Here is a 19621-nt window from a genome sequence, read left to right as displayed (position 1 = left end):
AATCACCTGATAGCACGTATAATCGGGCAAGAGGTCGGCGCGTCCGGCGCCGCGGTTTTTGCGAAAGAGACTTGCCTTGATACTGTTTCAGTACATCAACATCACGATGGAGGTCATCTCCATCATCTTTCTAGGCGCGCTTGGCACGGTGATGCTGCTGCGCCGGCGCTCCATGGGCTTCGAGCCGTTTTTGTTCGCCATTGTGGTGGTGCATGCGGTGAACACGGCCGGCGACCTGCTGGCATGGGTGTTCGATGCAGCGGACACGTCGCTTGCGTACGCGCTCACCAGCATGGGAAACGGCATCACGTACTTTTTCGGCCCGTTCGTGTATACGGCGTTCGCGCTGTACGTGTGCGCGTGGATCACGGGGAGAAAGGAACTTGCGGCTCCGTTCGAGCGCGTTGTGGCAAGCGCCATCATCTTCATCGGAGCGCTTGACCTGGTTTGCTTGCTCATGAACTTCTCCACGGGCGTACTGTATTCCATCAACGCCTATAACGTGTTCTCGTGGGGCCCGTGGGCTAGCTTGCCCGCCGTTACCGTGCTGGCGCAGAACCTCATCGTGGCATTCGTGGCGCTGCACGAGGATGAACGCAACGTCTCGCGCGCGTTCGGCTCCTGGGTGCTGCTGCTGGGCATTCCGGTGCTGGCTGCGTCGCTTGAGCTGGCGTTTCGCGATTTGATGCTGGTGTATCCGGCGCTTTCGCTGTCGCTGCTGATGGCCTATATGGAATTTCAGCACCGCCAAGAGCAACAGCTGGTGCTGCGCAACCTTGAGCTGACGGAAAGCCAGGCGAAGGCGCTTTCCAGCCAAATCACGTCGCACTTCGTGTTCAACGCGCTGCAGTCGGTGCGCGAGCTATGCGTTGTTGACCCGCAGCGCGCGTGCAAGGCCATCGACGACTTCTCGGATTACCTGCGCGGCAACTTGCAAGTGGTCAACGCCGGCGGTACGGTCACGCTTGCCGAAGAGGTGAAGCACGTGAAGGCCTACCTGGCCGTTGAGCAGATCGACCCGTCAAGCGAGTTTTCCGTGAAGTGGGATTTGCTGGCGAAAGATTTCGACCTGCCACCGCTGTGCGTGCAGCCGCTGGTGGAAAACGCCGTGCGACATGGTATTTCCGGCATCGAAGGCGGCGTGATCAAAGTCAGCTCGTGGGAAGATTCTTCCGCGTACTATATCTGCGTGGCTGACAACGGGCGCGGGTTCGGTGATTCGCCCACCACGGGCAAGCATGTGGGCATTGCGTTGCAGAATGTGCGTTCTCGACTGGCACTTTTATGTGAAGGTACGCTTTCTGTGGTAAGTTCGCCTGAGGGCACGAAAGCGACTATAACGATTCCAAAAAGAAGGTCTTGAGATATGAACTCGCTGGTAGTCGACGATAAGCAGCTTGCGGTCAACGCGGTTGTTCGCATAGTGATCACCCTGGATCCCGAGGGAACGTGCGAAGGCGTGCGTACGGCTGATGCCGCGCTGGAGTATGTGCGCACGCATGCCGTTGACGTGGCGTTCCTTGATGTTGAAATGCCGCAGATGACGGGCCTTGAACTGGCGAAACGCATCAAGGATGTGCGCCCGAACGTCAACATCATCTTCGTGACCGCCTATGAGGAATACGCTTTCGAGGCGCACAAGCTTTATGCGAGCGGGTACCTGCTTAAGCCCGTGAAGGAAGAGGACGTGCGCGCCGCGCTTGAGAACCTGCGTCATCCGGTGCAGCTTGAGAAGACGGACAAGCTGCAGGTGCGCTGCTTCGGCAACTTCGATGTGTTCATGAACGACCAGCCGCTGCGTTTCAAGCGCACGAAAAGCAAGGAGATGCTAGCGTATTTAATCGACCGCCGTGGTTCTCGTTGCACCATCGGCGAGCTGGTCAGCGTGCTGTGGGGAGACGACGCGCACTCGCCGTCGCGCCGCACGCAGGTGCGCAACCTTATCAGCGACCTGCGCAACGCCTTGAAAGACGCAGGTGCTGAGGACGTTATCGTGCGCGGGCGCGACGAGATTGCCATCGTGCCCGAAAGCGTCGACTGCGACTATTACCGCTTCCTTGACGGCGACCCAGACGCGGTGAACCTGTATCGCGGCGAGTACATGTCGCAGTATTCGTGGGTGGAAATGACGGCCGGCAGCCTTTCGCGAGAGTAGGAGCTGCGAGCCCCGTTTCCTTCGAAGCGCTTGCGAGGCTAGGGCCTTCGAAGCCAAATGGTGTTGCGCGACTCGGAAAGCAACGTGCCTCCAACTCCTCACATCTTAAAAGCGGCCTTCTGGCTGCACGAAATGCAAAACGCCTTGGCACCACTGCGGTGTCAAGGCGTTGTTATCGTAAGGTTCCGCGCACGCCTCAAGCGACTGCGCGGCAGACGTTACGCCTGGCGATAATGCGACAGGAAGTCACCGAGCTGTCCCATGGCTTCGCTGAGCACCTCGATGCGCGGCAGGTACACCACGCGGAAGTGGTCGGGCTTATCCCAGTTGAAGCCCTTGCCGGGCACCAGCAGGATCTTCTTCTCATGCAAAAGGTCAAGCGCGAATTGCTCGTCGTTCGTGATGTTGAACTTCTTCACGTCAATCTTCGGGAAGATGTAGAACGCCGCCTTCGGCTTTACGGCGGTGATGCCGGGGATGTCGTTGAGCGCCTTGTACACGTATTCGCGCTGCTCGTACACGCGGCCGCCCGGCACCACGTAGTTGCGTACGCTTTGATGGCCCCACAGCGCCGTCTGCACGATAGACTGCGCCGGCACGTTCGAGCACAGGCGCATGTTCGACAGCATGTTCAAGCCTAGGATGAAGTCCTCGGCGCAGTGCTTGTTGCCGGAAAGCACCATCCAGCCGATGCGGTAGCCGGCAATCATGTGCGATTTCGACAGGCCGGAGAACGTGATGCAGAACAGGTCGGGCGCCATGGACGCGATGGACACGTGCTCAAGGTCATCCATGATCAAACGGTCGTAGATTTCGTCCGAGAAGATCATGAGCTGATGCTTGCGCGCCACGTCCACAATCTGCTGCAGCACCTCGCGCGGGTAGAGCGAGCCGGTGGGGTTGTTTGGGTTGATGATGACGATGGCCTTCGTGCGCGGCGTGATTTTGCGCTCGATGTCGTCGATGTCGGGGTACCATTCGGCCTGCTCATCGCACACATAGTGTACGGGCGTGCCGCCGGCAAGCGTGGCGCATGCCGTCCACAGCGGGTAATCGGGCGAGGGGATGAGAATCTCGTCGCCAGTGTCGAGCAGCGCTTGCATGCACAGGTTGATAAGCTCGCTGACGCCGTTGCCTGTGTAGATGCTGTCCATGTCCACGTTGGGAAGACCTTTGATCTGCGAGTACTGCATGATGGCCTTGCGGGCGCTGAACAGGCCCTTCGAGTCGCTGTAGCCTTCGCAATCCGGCAGCTGGTGACGCATGTCCTGCACCACCTCGTCGGGTGTGCGGAAGCCGAACGGGGCGGGGTTGCCGATGTTGAGCTTCAGGATGCGCATGCCCTGGGACTCTAGGCGCGTAGCTTCGTCAACAACGGGACCGCGGACGTCGTACAGCACGTTGTCGAGCTTGGAGGATTTCTTGAACTGACGCATGGGCTTGCTCCCTTGATTGTCGGTGGGGTTGGAGGAATCGAGCGGGTTGCTATCTTGCTGCTGGAAGGATGCGGGTTGGCTTTGGGCAGGGGAGGTGGTTGCCGAAGGCTCTGTTTGCCCCGGTTCGCCTTCAAGCCAATCGGGTTCGACGGCAAGCAAGCTTGCAAGCAGCTCAAGCACTTCGCGTCGTGGCGTCGACTTGCCCGCAACGTACTGGCTGATTTGGCTTCTTCCCAGCTTTTCGCCGCGCTGTTCGGCTGCATGGACCAAGTCGGCTTGCTTGAATCCGGCCGAGTCCATTGCGGCGGCTAATCGAGCGGCAAAGGTGTTTTGATCCATGGCTTCTTCCTTGTTCAATATTGTGCTGAATGTTCAATTCGGTGTTCAATTTTATGAGAGTGTAGCACCATCGATGTTCAATATCAGCAAAGTTTGCAGAGTTGTCAAATTGAACACGCAAATGGCAATGTTCAATCTTGTTGGTTGAGTAAGAAGCTCAACCAACAAGCGCGAGAGTCAACGGCTTGAGCATTCCGAAACTCGTAGAGTTGAGCGAGGGCTATCCAAAAGAGCGACGAAGTCGCGGCGCTCAATATAGTTGTGAACGCGATTCCGCAAAAGCATTACCCGCGCCTGAATGCGGCTTTACATTCGCTTTACACAGCGCCCGTAGACTTTTCTTCTGCATGCGAAGTGGCATGCTGCGCGCTTGCGGCGCTGAAGACGAGACGCAGGTCGCACCTTACTCTCGAAGGGAGAACACAAGCACATGGATCCGGCAACGCTGGTTATCGTTGGCCTGGTGATCGTCACCGCCTTGACGTTCGATTTCACGAACGGCTTTCACGACACCGCCAACGCCATGGCGACCTCAATCGCAACGGGCGCGCTCAAGCCCAAAACCGCCGTCATCGCCGCGGGCTCTTTGAACCTGGTCGGTGCATTCCTTTCCGTCGAGGTGGCCAAGACCATCTCCGGCGGCCTTATCAACGAGCAAGTGGTCACCATCGCCCCCGAGTTCATTTTGGCGGGCCTTATCGGCGCCATCACGTGGAACCTGCTGACGTGGCTGGTGGGGCTGCCGTCCTCGAGCAGCCATGCGCTGTTCGGTGGCCTGGTGGGCGCCGTCATCGTGGGCGCGGGCGTTGAAGGCGTGAACTTCGCCGCCGTGCTCACGAAGATTCTCATCCCGGCGCTGGTGTCGCCGGTTGTGGCTGGCCTGGCCGCGTTCTGCGCGGTGAAGCTGATTTGCGCCGTGGTGAAGCGCATGGACGCTGACCAGGTGGAATCTGGTTTCCGCCATGGTCAGACGGTCACGGCGTGCCTGGTGGCGCTGTCGCACGGCACGAACGACGCGCAGAAGACCATGGGCATCATCACGCTGACGCTTATTGCCGTGGGCCTGCAGCCTTCCGGTTCCGGCCCCGAGTTGTGGGTTGTTGCCATCTGCGGTCTGGCCATTGCCGCCGGCACGTACATGGGCGGTTGGCGCGTCATCCGTACGCTGGGCAAGGGCCTGACCGAAATCAGCACGCCGCAGGGCTTCGCCGCCGAGGCCGCGTCGGCCACCACCATCCTGGTGTCCTCGCATCTGGGCTTCGCGCTGTCCACCACGCAGGTGTGCTCCGGCTCCATCATCGGCACGGGCCTGGGCAAGAAAGGCAATCCCGTGAACTGGGGCGTTGCCGCGAAGATGCTGGTGGCATGGCTGGTCACGTTCCCGGCGGCCGGCATGGTGGGCGCGCTGGCGTGCGCACTGGCGAAGACCGGCGTGTGGGGCACCGTTGCCACCGTGGTTATTGCCGTGTGCGTGGCGCTCATCATCTTTCGTCTGTCGAAGCGCAACCCCGTGAACAGCGGCAACGTGAACGACAGCCACGAAGTGAAGCTGAATCCCTCGGTTGCGGTTTCCGCCGCTGCCACTACCGCGAACAACCAGCCCCAGGCGGCTTAAGGAGGGCCCCGAACCATGATCGCTTCCGAACTCATCAACTTCGCAACCGTATTAGCTGTGGCTGTGGGCGTGGCCTGCGCCATCAGCGTGCTGTACGCATCGGGCCTGCGCTTGTGGGCCGCTGGTGATGTGGACGCGCAAGGCACCCCGCACCTGCTGCACCGCGTGGTGTCGGTGGTGTGCTTCACCGCCTGCGTGGCCATCGTGCTGTTCGCCCTGTGGCTGATGATCCCCATGTTCCATTAAGCTTCTGACCTGGGGTTTTATAACTCCTTATCCTAACTTATCCTAAGTGGTCGCATTCTTTGCAAGGAAGTCTTCGACGAACATGTCCACTATAAGCTCGTCGTCGGGCCGGATGTAGTGCTTTCCGGACACGCCTTCGAGCTTGTGGCCCATCAGGATTTCGAGCAGCCTGCTCCTTATTCCCCACCTTCCTTCGGCGACCGTTCGCCACGTCGGCCTGAGATTCTGCATCGTCACCTGCTTTCCCTCGATGCCGAACTCAGGCCATTGCTTTCTCCACAGGTTCGATGCCATGCCGAGGCTGAACGGCATCCCGTCTCCTTTGTGCGAGATCCAATCGATTCCGTCCTCGATGCGTTCGGCCACGATTTCCCGCAGCCTTGCGCTGTATGGCGGCGGGATGACGATGATTCGGTTGCTCTGCTCGTTCTTCATGTCGCCGACCTCGCGCGGCAATCCGTTCTTCGCGGCCTGCCTGTGGATGGTCGCCACGGCGAACAGGGCGGCGTCCCTCGCTTCGAACCTCACCTCGTCGACCATGACGGCCAGCGATTCCGACGCGCGGCACGAGCCGAAGCACGCCAAGATGTAGGCAGGCTCAAGCAAGCTGCCGCGGAGGTTTTCAAGCACGCGGTCCGCTTCGTCGATGGTCAGCACGTCCTTCGTGCGCTTCCCGCCGCCTTTCGGCATGCGGTACTTCACGCGGAACTTGTTCGCCTGCGTCTCTTCCCGCAGCACCGCAACGTCCATGATCTGCTGCGCCACGGCTATGGCGATCGCGGCCGTTGACCTCGTCATGGAATCGAGCCAGTCTTGCACGTCTGACTGCCGCACCATGTCGCACGGCACGTCGGCCCACCTTTTCGCCACGTGCGTCCTCCAGGCAAGCTTGTACGAAGCCGCGGACGATTCCTTCAGCTCGCCAGCTTTCACGCGCGCGTCTATATCGTTTGCCCACCACTTGTCGTGAACCTCGCCGATGGTCAGCGTTCGGTCGGCGGTCCCTGCCTTCATCGCCTCTGCGTGCACTGCGTCCAGGGCGTTGCACGCCTCGCGGTACGTGCCGTAAAACGTGCGCGTCTTGCGCTTGCGGCCTTCGGGCGTATTCTCCATCCACCGAAGCACGTACTTCTTGCCGCGCTTGATCTCGGTGACGCTGCCCCATGCTCGGCGCTGTTTCTTTCTGGGCATGTTACAATGCACCTGCCTTCCTTGGTTGGGATGGCTGAGCCTCGCGCCAGGGTTGCCGCCCGTAAGCGCGGGGCTTCTTTTGTTTTTACCCCTGTAGACGTTTGACGGCTTTTTCGAAGTCGTTCTCGTATGTCACGTCCTGCACCTTCCTGTATTCGGCAAAGCGCTCAAGCGCGATCTTGTCCGCCGTCTTCTTGTTCCTGTTGCCAAGCCCCTGCAGCACTTCGCGTCCGTTGAAAGCCAAAAAGCCGTCAAGCAGCTGCTTGCAATCTTCCATGCTAGTCAGCTGATGACGCTCCGCTCGGTCCTCTGCCGCATCCAAAAACATAGTCACGAGCCTATTAAGCTCGCGAATCTCTTTTTCCGTCAGGTAGTTCTTGGCGATGGTCACGTCGCTGGAATGGATCGGGCCGTCCGGCGCGCCTTTCCATGTGGCAAGGCCCATGTTCGGCTGCTCTGGGTCTGAGCGTCCCTGCACGATTTCGGCAGCGGTGTGCCCGGTCACGGCGTAGTGCAGCTTGTTCTGCACTGTCGCGTAGAAGTTGCGCGCAACCTCGCTGTTGCGGTCGTAGTCGTAGGTGCATTCCTGGAAGATGTCCGTGATCTTCTGGTAAACGCGCCGCTCGCTTGCGCGGATGTCCCTGATGCGCACGAGCAGCTCGTCGAAGTAGTCCTTGCCGAAAGGCGCGCCGTTTTTCAGCATGTCGTCGTTGAGCACGAACCCCTTGACGATGTATTCCTTCAGCGTGGCCGTGGCCCACTGGCGGAAGCGCGTGGCTCGCAGCGAATTGACTCGGTAGCCGACGGCTATAACGGCGTCGAGGTTGTAGTAGGCTGCAGGCCGCCCGCCTTTGCTGGAAGTTTTTCCGGAAAAACCTGAAAAACTGGTTACGCTGGGCTTTTGCAGCTCTCCGCTAGCGAAGATGTTCGAAAGGTGCTCCGAGATTGTCTGCACCGAAACGCCGAACAGCTCGGCCATGGCTTTCTGCGGAAGCCACAAGTCGTCGTCCTTGTACCAGACTTTGACCGGAACGTTTGCCCCCTCGCTTTGGTACAAGATTATCTCGGCATCGATTGAATCTGGCATTGCTCTCCTTTCAACCTGCTAAAACGGCTCGCGGCTCTGGAAGCAGGACGTGCTCTACGTGGACTGCGCGGTCGCCGGTGGTGCTACTTGCACATGTGCTGGAAGCTGACTCGGCCAAGCAGATACCTCGATGCGCCGGCATCGGCATCGTAAAACCCGTTCGACTTCGCGCGGCTGACCATGCCAGCAAGATCAAGTGGCGTTGGTGGAGTTGCTGATGGGGAGAACTCCCTAGAAATGATAATGGCCGAAGGATTTACACGGCCACCCTTTCGAGTGTCGATACCCTCGGCTCTGTCGCGAGTCATTGTATCACCTTCTTTCTATTGAAGCGGCAGTTGCCAAAGAAATTTCGACAACTGTTTCTTTCGATTCACTAAAACGGCTCCCTTGATTGGAAGTAGGACGTGATCGACTTGCGCGGCGTTGTCGCTGGTGGCGTTAGTCGCCGCTTAAATCGTCGAGCGACAGCTGCTCCGCCGGCTTGTAGGGGCGGTATTCGCTCACGTGCGTTATCGCGCGCGATACGGTCTCCTTGCCGTTGCTCGCCACCGATGTCGTCACCCTCACGTCCACTATCAGGCTGTCCTGCTTCGCCAGGCGAACCTCGCCGCGCGCAAGCTTTGCGCGGAACGACGCGTCCAGCAGCTGCACGCCGTGCCACTTGTCGCCGCAGCACTTGAAGCTGTAGCCGTTCTTCCCGCCATCGTATGGCCCGGACACCGGGCTGACGGGCACGCCTTGAACCTCGTCGACGGTGTCCTCGCGCTCATCGGGCGGGCCGTCGACGGCAACGGCCTCGTATTCCTCCATGTCCGAGATGTCGTTCAGGTCGAACTCGGACCCGCCGCCTGGCTCGCGCCGCTCGAACGACCCCTTTTCCTGGATGGTCACCCTGATGTTCTCGTTGATGCTGACCATCGGCCCTACGGCCACGGTCTTCATAGCCTTCGCAACCTTCGGGGATTGGATCACCTTGTGGGCTTCCTCGCCGACCGTGATGGGCTCGGTGTCGCCGTCATCGCCGTAGGTGTACGTGCCGTCGCCGTTGTCGCGGTGCTTGTCGATGCGCCCGCGCACGTGCCTGACGACGGCCGGCACGCTGGCGCCGGCGGCGGTGCCCAGGAACCCGAGCAGTCCCAGCGCGTTGCACAGCGCCGTCATCTCCTGCGACGTGAAGAACGGCACGATTTGCTGCTGGTAGGTGACGACGAACTCGGTGATGAACGACCCGTTCCTGAAAGGCTTGACGTTCACGTGCACCGTTCCGTCGGCGCCGGTCAGCCGCATGGCCTCGTTCACGGCTTCGGAGAAGGCGTACATGACGTCTGCCACCTCGTGCACCGCTATGCCGTCGATGCCGAAGTCGGCGTCCATGTGGTAGACGATCTCGTATCGTTCCATCTTTTTACCTAATCTGATCATGGTGCAACAATATATGCACCGGGCCCTTGTGGCAAACTAAAACGGCTCGCGGCTTTGAAAGCAGGACGTGCTCTACGTGGACGGCGTGGTCGCTGGCGGCGGGCGCGCCCGGCTGCGCAACGGCCATCATGCACGCCGGGCCGGTATGACTCCGCTGCTTTTACCCGTCGATGTTGCGGCCGAAACCCCTCGACTCCTTCTGAAGCCGCTTCTGGTCGCCCTCGACTTTCCTTCGCAGCTTCTTGACGTCTTCCTCGGGCGGGAGGTCTTCAGGCTTGATGCCGCGCTTCCCGAGAAGGTCGCGCACCCCCTGGTTGTTTTGAACGTGCTCCGATGTGATCGGTCCTTCGCCAAACAGATCACGTTCTTCGATGTTATGGTTCGTAAGCTCGGTCGCAAGCTGCTTTGCGGCTATCGTCACGGCTGGAAGATGGTCGGCGACCGGCGTGCTTCCCTTGATGCCGAGCCGTTTCTTCATGGCTGCGGTCGAATACCCGCCGAACAGCGCCCTGTCGCCCTTTGAGCGGACCCTTGCGATGCCCTGGCCGTCGACCCCTCGCTCGTACATGTTCGCTGAGAACACGCGCTCCGCTTCGACGAGCCCGTCTCTCGCCGCGATGCGCGAGATGGCGACCATGCGCTCTTCTATAAGCTCTTGCTTGCGAGTTTGAAGGGCGAAATAGCTTTGCGCGAACGCTATCTCTTCTTTGCGCGGGTCGCCGTTCATGGCGATGAGGTAGCAGGCGTAGCGCGTAAGCATGTAGTCCTTAACCTCGCGTTTGCTCCCGCTGCCTAGGCTGACCATTTTGCCAACCTCGGCAAAATGGTGCTCATCAGGTGTTTTAGACGCTTCGGCTGATGCCATGGCCCTGCTAACCGCATCTTCGAACCGTCTCCACTGGGTGTACCCGAACACGGGCATGATTTCCCTGGCGTACCAGAACTCGACGTCCGTTTCATCGTCGCGGTGCGCCAGGTCGTCTAGCGTCAGCCTTCTCTTTTCGATTTCCTTGCTATCCATCTAGGCTCCTTTCTAAAACGCGGCCCTGCTCTGGAAGTAGGCTACGTGCTCCACGTGGACGGCGTGGTCGCTGGTGGCGTTGATGTAGATGTTCTCGTGGTCGGGGTTGTGGCTTTCGGGGGACAGTATCAGGTCGCCGTTGATGACGGTCATGCGGCGCATGATGGAGTCGGCGCGGTCGATGGTGGCCACCACCACGTCGCCCGAGCGCGCGGCCACGCCCGGCTGCACCACGGCCACCATGCCCGGCGGGCTGGTAGAATGTAGCCGTTTGGTTATACGATCAGTGCCTATCGAGGTGATCATGCAAACTCCCATCTACGATGCCTTCACCGGCGAACCCGTCCTGCTTGGCGAGACGCTTCGCTCCATCGAGCGCGGCGACCTTGTGCGCGTGGTCGAGCTTGGCCGGGACTGGCTTGGCGTGCCGACCATCAGGCTTGAAACCATCGACCAGACTCCGTGCGTCGGCCCCTTCATGGGCCAGCTGGTCGAATCGTTCGGCCACCGCTACGGCTTGGCCATGTACACTCACGCCTAGAACAGCCCTGCCAGGCTTCCTGCAGCCTCGACGATTGCCGGAACCAGCCCTGCTGCCCCCTTGGCGACTTCAAGGGCTTTGGCCAGCTTGTCGGCGAAGCCTTGCTCGTCCTTCTCTTCGGCGGCGTCCCGCATGCGCGAAACCGCCAACTCAAGCGCGTCTTTGTCTTCCTGGGAAAGCGCTGACCCTTGCACGGCTTTCACGGCCATCCTGACGGTGGCACTTGCCGTTGCGGTTGCGGTGCTCGTCGCGCTGGCGGTGACGTTCGTGCCGGGCGATTGCCGCGTCAACGTTCCGAAGTTCGCCCTCAGCCATCCTCTTGCCGCCTTGACGCCGTTTCTTGACCTGTCGGACAGAATCCAGGCGGCGTTTGTGCATCGCATCTGGAAGGCAAAGCCCCTCATCTCGTCCATCAGGTCGTCGATGCGCTGCTGCTCTTTGTTCCCGCATTTGCCGGAAAGGATGTACGAGCACTCGTCGATGAGGTTGTCGATGTGGTACTCGGCTGGGCTCGTGTCTCTTATCATTAAAACGGCTCCCTTGATTGGAAGTAGGCTACGTGCTCTACGTGGACCTGGCGGTCGTCCTGGGCCGCTATGTACATGTTCTCGTGGGTGTCGTCGTGCGACTCGGGCGATAGGATGAGGTCGCCGTTGATCACGGTCATGCGGCGCATGATGGAGTCGGCGCCGTCGATGGTGGCCACCACCACGTCGCCCGAGCGCGCGGCCACGCCCGGCTGCACCACGGCCACCATGCCCGGCGGGCACACCCTATCCATGCAGTCGCCGTCCTCCTCCAGGCCGTAGCTTGCCGGGTCGGCGATTGCGCGCGTATGCCGTTAAAACGCGTCGAACAACTCAGATTCGGAAATAATCTGCACGGGCAAACCTTTTGCCTGCCAGTCGAGGGCTTTTTTCACTTTTGAGCCATAATTGTCCATGGCCCAGTTCTCGTTACCCATTTCGCCTACGACGACATAGTTGCATTTCTTCGTTACGCTCTTGAGTATTGTTCCGCCTTTTTCTTCAATCGCTTGCTCGATGCTGCTCTTCGTTCCGTGCTCGAAGTTGCCACTTAAAATGAAGTTATTGCCCTGAAATACAACACTTTCGTTGCTCGCTGAGCAAGATGTCGGGTCAACGAATCCCTTTAACGATTGAAGGATTTCATCAGATTCTTGCTTATCAACTTGGCCATCGACCACTGCGTTTTCAATGATGGATAAAATTGGTTTGATGGACGTATCTTCTGCTACATCTGGCAATACGTTGCAAAGTTCTAGGATTCTTTGAGCCTCGTCTATCGAGACCACGCCGTCCTTGATGACGCTTTCCGCGAGTGCCTTCATAGCACGCAGGTCGAGGGTTTCTTTTGAATATGCAATCCCAGTCCCAGTTGATTGGCGCTTAACGCAACTGCGATTTTCATATGGTTCAAATAGAGGTAGTTTCTTTGATTCCTTGACCATCGCCCAAAAAATGTTTTTACAAGAATTCGCGTCGCTCATAGCCTCGTGATGGTGTCCCGATTCAATGCTGAAATATTCGCAAACTGATGGCAATTTATAGCTTTTGAGTCCCGGGTGAAGAGATCGCATCATATTCATCGTGCAGGCGTAGCGGAAGCTGGGAACTCTAAACCCGTAGTTGGCGAGGCATTTTTGGAGTACGGACAAGTCGAACGTTGCATTATGCGCGACGATGTTGGACGAAGCAATTATCGATGATAGAGAGGATTCCCAAATATCCGCGAAAGAAGGAGCTGCTTTAACATCAATCGGCGCGATTCCATGTACACGGATGCAGATATCGTCGAAAGATGTTTCAGGATTTACTAGCTCGGAGAAACTGCTCACTATATCGCCGCGCATATTCGTCCGAACGACAGCGATTGAGCAAATGCTGTCATGGTGCCGATTCGGCGTCTCAACATCAATGAAAGCTATGGTGCCGCGTTCTTCGCTGTTCATGCTGCTCTCCTTCGTTGTTTCATCTGCATTTTTGTTCTTAAAACTCCCAGTCAGCAGGGAGGACGTAGTAGACCACGCGCCCAATAACGGTTACGGACATAGTGTCTGGGTCGTTAAAATTAAAGACTTTAGGCTCGTAAGTGGGATCGTCTGAATCTGGTTCAAGGACGAATCCGTTGTTTAGCTTTCTGACTCTTTTAATTGTTGCATTAAACCCGTTTATGCATACGGCGTAAGGCATACCGTCTCGTTCGACGGTGTTGCATGGATCCACTAAGGCATAACATCCATTGGGAAGGGATTTGTTCATAGACTCTCCCTCGACCTTGAGAAGGAACGCCTTTGGATAGCGGGTATGCACTTCGTTAGGAATCGGCTTTGTATCTTCGACTTCTACCATTTCGATGGGAATTCCTGCGGCAATTGACCCGTATAAAGGGACTTCTGTCATTGCGGAATTTGGCGTGCTTGCCTTTAGCTTCAAGCACTTGTAATCATCGCCAAGTTTTGCTGTCTCCCAATCAATGTTAAGCGCACGGTAAATTCTGTCTGATAGTTCCGTCCTCGTATTCGCTATTCCCCGATCGAGCGAACTGTATATGGAGCTGGCGGGTAAGTTAATGGCTTTAGCAAATTTCGGCACGCTTCCGTATTCATCTTTGATTAATCGCCGTATGGCCTCTTCAATCGTTTCCATTGCATACCTCCGAAATCTCGTAATGCGAATATAAAGAAAACTCGATAGTTCGTAAATATGTGGTTGATAAATTACGAAACCTCGTATATAGTTCGAAACAACAGCTACGATATTTCGTAACGTCAGGAGGTGAAAGTGAGTTACCAAAACATGAAAGCCGAGCTGAAAAGAGTTGGAGCCAGCTACGAAGACGTTAGCGCGTTGCTAGGCATGTCGATGAACAACTTCAGCTTAAAGATTAATGGGCGCATTCCCATGACGGTTGAAGAGGCTAAAGCGATTCAGGCGACATTCTGCCGAGATGCGACATTGGACTATCTGCTAGCTAACGGTCTTGATTGATCCGCGGTAGTTCAACATCTGGCGCGAAGCTGGGGACGGGAATCAGGACACTTGCACACGGTGAATGCGGTTTTACGTGATGACTCCTTTTTCTTTTTCTCGTTTGAGCACTTGCTTTTCTGTACCTACCCAGAGATTCGCGCAGCACATTGCCCGCCCCCAGCCCCGCGCCAGATGACCATCCCAACCAAAGGAAGACCACCCCAACCAAGGAAGGAGACAAGATGCAGGAGATCGCGCTTGAGTGCGGCATACCGAGAAGCGAGGTCTTAGAGAGGGAGGGCCGCAAGGCAGACGTTCTCGACGCCCTTGCCGAGTTCGTGGTGCGCACGGCTAAAGGCGAGGACCCGCGGCCGGAAGCGGTTGCAGTGCTTCCGGCCGCGGCAGAGCTGGTGCTCGACTACGCCTAGCCGAGCTTGTCCAGCTCGACGAGCTTCGAGTACACGGCGCCGATGAAATCGGCCACGTCTCCGGGGTTGTTGATGACGTGCGGGGCCTTGTCGCCGGCATTCGCGACCGCGGCCTTCGTGATTTCGACGGTGCACTCGATGATCTTGTCGTTGGTCATGCGCTCACCTCCTTTCGGGGAGAAGCGTAGCACGAAGGTTTTCGATCAACAGGAAGGAGACAAGATGCAGGAAGTTCACGCCGTGGCCACCTACGGCGACATGCTGCGCCTGCTGGCCCAGCGCCTTGAGACGGTGCTCGATGCGAAGGATGCGTTCCTGTCCGCGCCTGACGGCTCGACACAAGAATACCGCGCCTTGATTTCGCACGTGATGGCCATCGACAGGTGTCGCGTCGTTGCCGACGCGATCAGCTGGCTGTACGGCGTAGGCGAGGACGAAGTGATGGCCGATGCGATGGAGATGCTTGGGAAGGAGTAGGGGCGTTTCCAGCACGAAAGGTTAAGGACTTTGAGAACCGAACAGGGCACGAAAAGCGATGCGGGCGATGACCGGGTCGCGACGGACTTTGCTCGCGCTAGTGGCTGCCAACCACGAAAGCGTGCCCTGTACGGTTCTCAAAGCGAGGCGAAAGGAGATTGAGATGCAAGCGACGAACGACATAGTGGCTGCCGCCGAGCAGCTGCTGGCGGCGGTGGACGCCGCGCGGGCCGCGCAGGCGGCGGGCGAGCCGGAACGGCCGTTCGGGCTGCGCAGCATGGCGGTGGCGGCGGGGCTGCCCGACAAGCCGCTGTACACGCTGGCCGAGGTTGCGAAGGCCACGGGGATAGCGCGCAGCACGCTGGACGACGAGCGGCGCGCCGGCAGGCTGAGGGCGTTCCTGCCGCCGGGCAAGCAGCGCGGGGCGCTCGTTAGGTGCGAGTGGTTCGACGAGTGGTTCGAGCAGGGTTCGAGCAAGGTTCGAGTAGGAGGCGAGCGATGACGCAGGGCAAAAAGATGCCCGCCGGTGTTGGTAGCAGGGGCGGGCTTGTGCGCGAGATTTTGCACCACGAGATTGTAACACAGCTGGGGACGTTCCGGCCGGTCGACGTGCTGCTGCTGGGAGCGGCGGCGCTGACGGCGTACGCGGTGTGCTCCGGAGTGCTGCAAGTTGGATACATGATTGCGAAAGGAATGCTGTTTTGAGCATAAACAGGGTGACGATCAGCGGCAACCTGACGCGCGCGGCGGAGCTGCGCTTCACGCAGTCGGGCATGGCCATACTGGGGTTCGGCGTGGCGGTGAACGACCGCCGCAAGAACGCCCAGACCGGCGAATGGGAGGACTGCCCCAACTTCGTGGACTGCGCCATGTTCGGCACGCGCGCCGAGAAGCTGCAGCCGTTCCTGACGAAGGGCACGAAGGTGGCCGCGGAGGGCAAGCTGCGCTACAGCAGCTGGGAGCGCGAAGGCCGGCGGAAAAGCAAGCTCGAGGTGATCGTGGACGAGCTGGAGTTCATGTCCAGCCGCGAGCGCGCCGAGCAGCCGCAGCCCGAGCCGGCCCAGTGGCCGGCCGAGATGCCCGACGTGGACGCGCAGTACGCGGCCATACCGGCGCAGCTGCCGGCCGCGTACGACGAGGACGTACCGTTTTAAGGAAGGCACATGAGCGACGAGAAGCTGCAGCGCGCACGCGATGCGTGCGGCCAGGCGCTGCGCCAGATGTGGGAGCGCGACGCGCGGAAGGCGCCGCCCGAGAAGCGCGAGCGCTACGTGCTGTCGTTCGAGTGCGCGCCGAGCGTGTTCGCCCGCATCCTGCAGTTCGTGCGAGAGCAGCCCACGGCGCGCCGCAGCTTCCGCCGCTACGAGATAGGGAGCAATGACGATGGCTGAGCGAAGGTTCCAGTTCTGGGAGAACTTCTACCGCCCGCTCACGCGGATCCGCGACCGCGCCGCGCGGGCGGAGCTTGCGCTGAAGCTGCTCGAGGCGGCCTTCGAGGACGAGCCTCCGGTGTTCGACGACATGGAGGGCCTGGTGGCCGACGCGGTGGTTCCGCTGATCTTGAAGGACGTGGGCGGCAAGCGGCCGGGCCGGCCGAAGAAAGGCGATTCGCGGCCCGTGGGCATTCCGGGCGGCGAGGGCGAAACGTTTCCGGAAACTATTTCGGAAACTATTTCGAAAACGGTTTCGGAAGGCCCTTATAAAGCGAAGCGAAGCGAAGCTGAAGGTTTTTCTTCTGAAAAGAAAAACCTTTCAGCAAGTCCTGCGCACGGCGCAGGCGCGACGGGTGCCGCGCCGCGCGCAGGGAAAGGCGTCCGGCTCGGGGCCGGATGGGAGAAGACGGGGTGCCGCTGCCGGAAATGCCGGCGGCACCTGGCGAAGGCGCCGAACGGCACCATGGCGTGCCCCTCGTGCGAACCCGAGCTGACGGGCATGCCCGCGCCGGGTCTTGCGGCCGAAGGGGACGCGGCGTGATCGCCGGGCGGCGCGGCGCGATGGCGCGGGCGTGGGCCGAGTTCGAGGGCGACCACGCGCTCGCCAGGCTGCAGGCCAGCGCCGAGCGCGACGTGGCCGTGGTGCACCTGCCCGAGGTGATGGGCGGGCGCTGCGGCGACCGCCTGGTGTGCCTGCCGCGCATGGGGTCTGCCGCTCCGAGCGGGCGCGTGAGGGTTTTGAGATGACGTTGCGGGCCGATGCCCGGGGAAAGGACTATCGCATGGTTGAGGAAACGAAGCAGCCGGCAAGCAACGCCGCGTGGCGCGCCGATATGGCGCGCCACCTGCGGCGCGGGGCGGGGGACGGGCCCGGCAGCCTGGCGTTCGTCAACGCCGAGGAGTCGGCGATGCTGGCCGACGTGCTGGAGCAGGGCTGCCCGGGCGAGGGGTTCATGGCCCTGCCCGTGGCCGCCGACGGCGAGCCGGTAAGGCCGGGGCAGGTCGTGTGGCTGCTCGACGAGGGCGACCGGCGCGGCGTCGTCGGCGTGCGCGGCAAGTCGGTCATCGTGCCGAGCTTCGACGGCGGCGCGTGGGGTTACCGCATCGTGGCGGCCGGCAGCGTATCGCACGAGCGGCCCGAAAGCTGGGGGCGCATCGCCGCCGAGCTGCGCGGCGGGCCGGGGCCGTTCTTCCTTGGCGTGCCTTGCAGCGGGTTGTGCTCGGGCTGCACGGGACCTGGCGTGAGCGAGCCCGACTGCTGGCAGATCATGGCCACGAAGCTGGCGGACCGCATCGAGGCGCTGGCAGGTGATGGGCGATGAGCGGGCTGGCGTCTGAGTTCGGGCGCAACCGGCGCGCCGTGGTGCGCGACGACGGCCGCGAGTTCGAGAGCCTTGCCGCGGCGGCCATCGCCACGTTCGGCAGCCTGTCGAACCCGCACAGGATCAGCCGGGCGTGCAAGACCGGCAAGCCCGTCGGCGGCCACACGTTCAGGTTTCGGGAAGGCGGTGCGCGATGAGCGCGCGCGAGATCGAGGACGGGCTGCGGCTCATCGAGTCGGGCGCGCGCTGCTCGCTCGCCGACTTCTTGCTCGGCGGCGATCTCGACCTGCTGGCGCGCCGGATGGAGCAGCTTGCGCGCCATGCCGAGAACCTGAGCCTGCAGGCAAAGGCGGAAGGGGCGGCCCGTGGACGCTAGAGCTGTATTGGCCGTGGCCGATGCGATCGAGCGCGCCGAGCAGGCGGCGCTGGAAGACTTCGTGCCGAAGGACGGCGCCGACGCCATAGGCGCGGCGTACGCGGCCGGCGCGTACGAGGCCATCGACCACGGATGGGCCGACGCGCTGCGCGCCGCCTGCGCACAGCCGGCCGGGCGGGAAGCGGTTTCGCATTCGCTGGACATGGCGGCGTTCTCCATGGCCGCCGTGAGCGTGGCGGTGAGCGACATGCTGAGCGACCTGGCGCATGCCGTGAAGCACGGCGGCCTGGAGGGCTTCAAGGAGAGGTGGCTGAAGGAATGACGCACAAGAGCGATTTCGCGTACGGCGCGCGCCCGCTGCCCGAGCCGCACAGCGGGGCGCGCTCGGGCGAGGTGCGCGTGCGGTACTTCGACCCGGTGACGGGCAGGCCGTGCGAGCGCAGGCCAGCCACGCGCACCGCGCAGCTGAGGGCGGCGGGCGGGCGGGCGCCGCGCACCGGCGGCGGCTGGAACTTCAAGCAGCGCAAGGGCGGCTGGACGCCCTGCGAGGTGGACGGCGTGGCGTACGAGTCCATAGCGGCCGCGTCGCGGGCCACCGGCATCCGCTACACCGCGCTGCAGAGCACATGCCGCGACGGCGCGGCCACCGCGGCCGGCCACCCCGTGAGCTTCGCCAGGCGGGAGCGCCCGTGAAGGCGGAGGTCAAGCAGGACGCCCGCGGGACGTGGTACGCGCGGCCGTACCTGGGCAAGCTGGCCAGCGGGCGCGTGGCCAAGCCGTACAAGAGCTTCCCCGGGGCGTCCACGCGCGAGCAGGCGCAGGCCATGGCCGACGCGTGGGCGGCGCAGATCACCGCCGGCGGCATGGTGACGAGCATGCTCCTGGGCGACCTGCTGGACGAGTACAACGCGGCCATGGAGGCCATGGGCGCCAGCCCCCACACCGTGCGCAGCTACCGGCTGTACGCCCACCGCTACCTGGCGCCGCTTTCGGCGCGCCGCGCCGACGGCCTGACGGCCATGGACTTCGACCAGCTGCAGGCGCGGCTGCTGGATCGCGGCGGCGCGGGCGGGGCGGGGCTTTCGCCCACAACCGTGCGATGCGTGCACCAGTACCTTCGCGGGGCGTACTCGTGGATGTGCCGCAAGGGCATCCTGGAGCGCAACCCCGTGCTGGCGGCCGACAAGCCGGCGCCCGCGCGGCCCGACGCGGTGGCGCTGGGCGAGGCCGACCTGCGGACGCTCACCGACTGGATGGCCGAGCGCATGAGCGGGGACGCCGCGCCGTGGGAGTACCGCCGCGCGTGGTCGTTCTGGACGGCGCTGGCGTTCGGGCTGCGCGTCGGCGAGGTGTGCGCGCTGCGCCCGCGCGACATCGAGCGGCGCCGGCAGGCCGTGCTGGTTGGCGGCACCGTGGTGTCCGTGCCGGGCAGGCGACCCTGGCGCAAGGAGAAGCCCAAGACGTCGAGCAGCCGCCGGTCGGTGGCGGCCACGGCGTCGCAGGTGGCGGTGATGGCCGCCTACGAGGAATTCCGCG

Annotated in this window: 31 protein-coding genes; 20 read left to right on the top strand and 11 right to left on the bottom strand. The window is 61.2% G+C overall.

The window, feature by feature from the left end; translation table 11 throughout:
• Positions 1 to 76: 76 nt before the first annotated feature.
• Both ACWI6D_RS04645 and ACWI6D_RS04640 read left to right on the top strand, forming a co-directional pair.
• On the top strand, positions 77 to 1363 hold the full coding sequence (locus ACWI6D_RS04645) for a sensor histidine kinase (RefSeq protein WP_449133828.1): 1287 nt from the start codon (positions 77 to 79) through the stop codon (positions 1361 to 1363).
• Positions 1364 to 1366: 3 nt separating this feature from the next.
• A complete protein-coding gene (locus tag ACWI6D_RS04640) occupies positions 1367 to 2155 on the top strand; it encodes a response regulator (protein WP_129424857.1) in 789 nt (262 codons plus the stop codon).
• 218 nt (positions 2156 to 2373) lie between these two features.
• On the opposite strand, the gene ACWI6D_RS04635 is transcribed toward ACWI6D_RS04640, so the two are convergent.
• The gene (locus tag ACWI6D_RS04635; protein WP_449133827.1) at positions 2374 to 3930 is read right to left on the bottom strand and encodes an aminotransferase class I/II-fold pyridoxal phosphate-dependent enzyme; all 1557 of its coding nucleotides are present in this window, start codon (positions 3928 to 3930) and stop codon (positions 2374 to 2376) included.
• A 430-nt stretch (positions 3931 to 4360) separates the two neighbouring features.
• Here ACWI6D_RS04635 and ACWI6D_RS04630 point away from each other — a divergent pair, with 430 nt between their 5' ends.
• The gene (locus ACWI6D_RS04630; RefSeq protein ID WP_449133826.1) at positions 4361 to 5545 is read left to right on the top strand and encodes an anion permease; all 1185 of its coding nucleotides are present in this window, start codon (positions 4361 to 4363) and stop codon (positions 5543 to 5545) included.
• A 15-nt stretch (positions 5546 to 5560) separates the two neighbouring features.
• Positions 5561 to 5791 carry a hypothetical protein gene (locus ACWI6D_RS04625; protein WP_129424851.1) on the top strand — a complete coding sequence of 77 codons (231 nt, stop codon included), beginning with the start codon at positions 5561 to 5563 and terminating at the stop codon, positions 5789 to 5791.
• Between the two features lie 42 nt (positions 5792 to 5833).
• Here ACWI6D_RS04625 and ACWI6D_RS04620 read toward each other — a convergent pair whose 3' ends face one another.
• The 5 genes from ACWI6D_RS04620 to ACWI6D_RS04600 form a co-directional block, all read right to left on the bottom strand.
• Positions 5834 to 6982 carry a hypothetical protein gene (locus ACWI6D_RS04620; RefSeq protein WP_449133825.1) on the bottom strand — a complete coding sequence of 383 codons (1149 nt, stop codon included), beginning with the start codon at positions 6980 to 6982 and terminating at the stop codon, positions 5834 to 5836.
• 85 nt (positions 6983 to 7067) lie between these two features.
• Positions 7068 to 8069, bottom strand: a complete 1002-nt coding sequence (rhuM, locus tag ACWI6D_RS04615; RefSeq protein WP_449133824.1) for a RhuM family protein — start codon at positions 8067 to 8069, stop codon at positions 7068 to 7070.
• Between the two features lie 441 nt (positions 8070 to 8510).
• Positions 8511 to 9473: a hypothetical protein gene (locus ACWI6D_RS04610; protein ID WP_449133823.1), complete on the bottom strand. Its 963-nt coding sequence runs from the start codon at positions 9471 to 9473 to the stop codon at positions 8511 to 8513.
• A 181-nt stretch (positions 9474 to 9654) separates the two neighbouring features.
• Positions 9655 to 10515 (bottom strand): DNA damage-inducible protein D, encoded by an 861-nt coding sequence (gene dinD, locus ACWI6D_RS04605; RefSeq protein ID WP_449133822.1) that lies wholly within the window; start codon positions 10513 to 10515, stop codon positions 9655 to 9657.
• A 12-nt stretch (positions 10516 to 10527) separates the two neighbouring features.
• Entirely contained in the window at positions 10528 to 10821 is a 294-nt protein-coding gene (locus ACWI6D_RS04600; protein WP_449133821.1) for a S24 family peptidase, read from the bottom strand.
• On the opposite strand from ACWI6D_RS04600, the gene ACWI6D_RS04595 reads away from it, so the two are divergent.
• Positions 10820 to 11056, top strand: a complete 237-nt coding sequence (locus ACWI6D_RS04595) for a hypothetical protein (RefSeq protein ID WP_449133820.1) — start codon at positions 10820 to 10822, stop codon at positions 11054 to 11056. The two genes, ACWI6D_RS04600 and ACWI6D_RS04595, sit on opposite strands and share 2 nt — an antisense overlap.
• Here the strand turns inward: ACWI6D_RS04595 and ACWI6D_RS04590 are convergent.
• The 4 genes from ACWI6D_RS04590 to ACWI6D_RS04575 are packed head-to-tail and all read right to left on the bottom strand — an operon-like array spanning position 11053 to position 13725.
• The gene (locus tag ACWI6D_RS04590) at positions 11053 to 11583 is read right to left on the bottom strand and encodes a hypothetical protein (RefSeq protein WP_449133819.1); all 531 of its coding nucleotides are present in this window, start codon (positions 11581 to 11583) and stop codon (positions 11053 to 11055) included. The two genes, ACWI6D_RS04595 and ACWI6D_RS04590, sit on opposite strands and share 4 nt — an antisense overlap.
• On the bottom strand, positions 11583 to 11882 hold the full coding sequence (locus tag ACWI6D_RS04585) for a S24 family peptidase (RefSeq protein ID WP_449133844.1): 300 nt from the start codon (positions 11880 to 11882) through the stop codon (positions 11583 to 11585). The genes ACWI6D_RS04590 and ACWI6D_RS04585 overlap by 1 nt, the downstream gene beginning before the upstream one ends.
• Before the next feature lie 15 nt (positions 11883 to 11897).
• Positions 11898 to 13028 carry an exonuclease domain-containing protein gene (locus ACWI6D_RS04580; protein WP_449133818.1) on the bottom strand — a complete coding sequence of 377 codons (1131 nt, stop codon included), beginning with the start codon at positions 13026 to 13028 and terminating at the stop codon, positions 11898 to 11900.
• A gap of 37 nt (positions 13029 to 13065) precedes the next feature.
• Positions 13066 to 13725 carry a LexA family protein gene (locus ACWI6D_RS04575; RefSeq protein ID WP_449133817.1) on the bottom strand — a complete coding sequence of 220 codons (660 nt, stop codon included), beginning with the start codon at positions 13723 to 13725 and terminating at the stop codon, positions 13066 to 13068.
• Between the two features lie 150 nt (positions 13726 to 13875).
• Between ACWI6D_RS04575 and ACWI6D_RS04570 the strand changes: the two genes are divergently transcribed.
• Positions 13876 to 14067, top strand: coding sequence for a hypothetical protein (locus tag ACWI6D_RS04570; RefSeq protein WP_417299582.1), 192 nt, complete (start codon positions 13876 to 13878; stop codon positions 14065 to 14067).
• Positions 14068 to 14291: 224 nt separating this feature from the next.
• Complete coding sequence (locus tag ACWI6D_RS04565; protein ID WP_449133816.1) at positions 14292 to 14477, top strand: hypothetical protein; 186 nt, start codon at positions 14292 to 14294, stop codon at positions 14475 to 14477.
• Here ACWI6D_RS04565 and ACWI6D_RS04560 read toward each other — a convergent pair.
• Positions 14474 to 14635, bottom strand: coding sequence for a hypothetical protein (locus ACWI6D_RS04560; RefSeq protein ID WP_449133815.1), 162 nt, complete (start codon positions 14633 to 14635; stop codon positions 14474 to 14476). The two genes, ACWI6D_RS04565 and ACWI6D_RS04560, sit on opposite strands and share 4 nt — an antisense overlap.
• 64 nt (positions 14636 to 14699) lie before the next feature.
• On the opposite strand from ACWI6D_RS04560, the gene ACWI6D_RS04555 reads away from it, so the two are divergent.
• From ACWI6D_RS04555 to ACWI6D_RS04495, 13 genes are all read left to right on the top strand, one after another.
• Positions 14700 to 14954: a hypothetical protein gene (locus ACWI6D_RS04555; RefSeq protein ID WP_449133814.1), complete on the top strand. Its 255-nt coding sequence runs from the start codon at positions 14700 to 14702 to the stop codon at positions 14952 to 14954.
• A 163-nt stretch (positions 14955 to 15117) separates the two neighbouring features.
• Entirely contained in the window at positions 15118 to 15456 is a 339-nt protein-coding gene (locus ACWI6D_RS04550; protein WP_449133813.1) for a helix-turn-helix domain-containing protein, read from the top strand.
• Complete coding sequence (locus ACWI6D_RS04545; RefSeq protein ID WP_449133812.1) at positions 15453 to 15659, top strand: hypothetical protein; 207 nt, start codon at positions 15453 to 15455, stop codon at positions 15657 to 15659. The genes ACWI6D_RS04550 and ACWI6D_RS04545 overlap by 4 nt, the downstream gene beginning before the upstream one ends.
• The gene (locus tag ACWI6D_RS04540; protein WP_449133811.1) at positions 15656 to 16108 is read left to right on the top strand and encodes a single-stranded DNA-binding protein; all 453 of its coding nucleotides are present in this window, start codon (positions 15656 to 15658) and stop codon (positions 16106 to 16108) included. Before ACWI6D_RS04545 ends, ACWI6D_RS04540 begins: the two co-directional genes overlap by 4 nt.
• Positions 16109 to 16117: 9 nt before the next feature.
• The gene (locus ACWI6D_RS04535) at positions 16118 to 16345 is read left to right on the top strand and encodes a hypothetical protein (protein WP_449133810.1); all 228 of its coding nucleotides are present in this window, start codon (positions 16118 to 16120) and stop codon (positions 16343 to 16345) included.
• Positions 16338 to 16928: a hypothetical protein gene (locus ACWI6D_RS04530; RefSeq protein WP_449133809.1), complete on the top strand. Its 591-nt coding sequence runs from the start codon at positions 16338 to 16340 to the stop codon at positions 16926 to 16928. The genes ACWI6D_RS04535 and ACWI6D_RS04530 overlap by 8 nt, the downstream gene beginning before the upstream one ends.
• A 20-nt stretch (positions 16929 to 16948) precedes the next feature.
• On the top strand, positions 16949 to 17134 hold the full coding sequence (locus ACWI6D_RS04525; RefSeq protein WP_449133808.1) for a hypothetical protein: 186 nt from the start codon (positions 16949 to 16951) through the stop codon (positions 17132 to 17134).
• 35 nt (positions 17135 to 17169) lie between these two features.
• Entirely contained in the window at positions 17170 to 17709 is a 540-nt protein-coding gene (locus tag ACWI6D_RS04520) for a hypothetical protein (RefSeq protein WP_449133807.1), read from the top strand.
• A complete protein-coding gene (locus tag ACWI6D_RS04515) occupies positions 17706 to 17906 on the top strand; it encodes a hypothetical protein (protein WP_449133806.1) in 201 nt (66 codons plus the stop codon). Before ACWI6D_RS04520 ends, ACWI6D_RS04515 begins: the two co-directional genes overlap by 4 nt.
• A complete protein-coding gene (locus ACWI6D_RS04510) occupies positions 17903 to 18085 on the top strand; it encodes a hypothetical protein (protein WP_337369032.1) in 183 nt (60 codons plus the stop codon). The genes ACWI6D_RS04515 and ACWI6D_RS04510 overlap by 4 nt, the downstream gene beginning before the upstream one ends.
• Positions 18075 to 18407 carry a hypothetical protein gene (locus ACWI6D_RS04505; protein WP_337369033.1) on the top strand — a complete coding sequence of 111 codons (333 nt, stop codon included), beginning with the start codon at positions 18075 to 18077 and terminating at the stop codon, positions 18405 to 18407. Before ACWI6D_RS04510 ends, ACWI6D_RS04505 begins: the two co-directional genes overlap by 11 nt.
• Positions 18404 to 18778 (top strand): hypothetical protein, encoded by a 375-nt coding sequence (locus ACWI6D_RS04500; protein ID WP_449133805.1) that lies wholly within the window; start codon positions 18404 to 18406, stop codon positions 18776 to 18778. The genes ACWI6D_RS04505 and ACWI6D_RS04500 overlap by 4 nt, the downstream gene beginning before the upstream one ends.
• Positions 18775 to 19621 (top strand): tyrosine-type recombinase/integrase (locus ACWI6D_RS04495; protein ID WP_449133804.1); only part of this gene is annotated, 847 nt, incomplete at its 3' end. The genes ACWI6D_RS04500 and ACWI6D_RS04495, both read left to right, overlap by 4 nt.

The organism is Senegalimassilia sp. (genome assembly GCF_977052095.1).
This window is presented reverse-complemented; position numbering and strand designations above follow the sequence as displayed.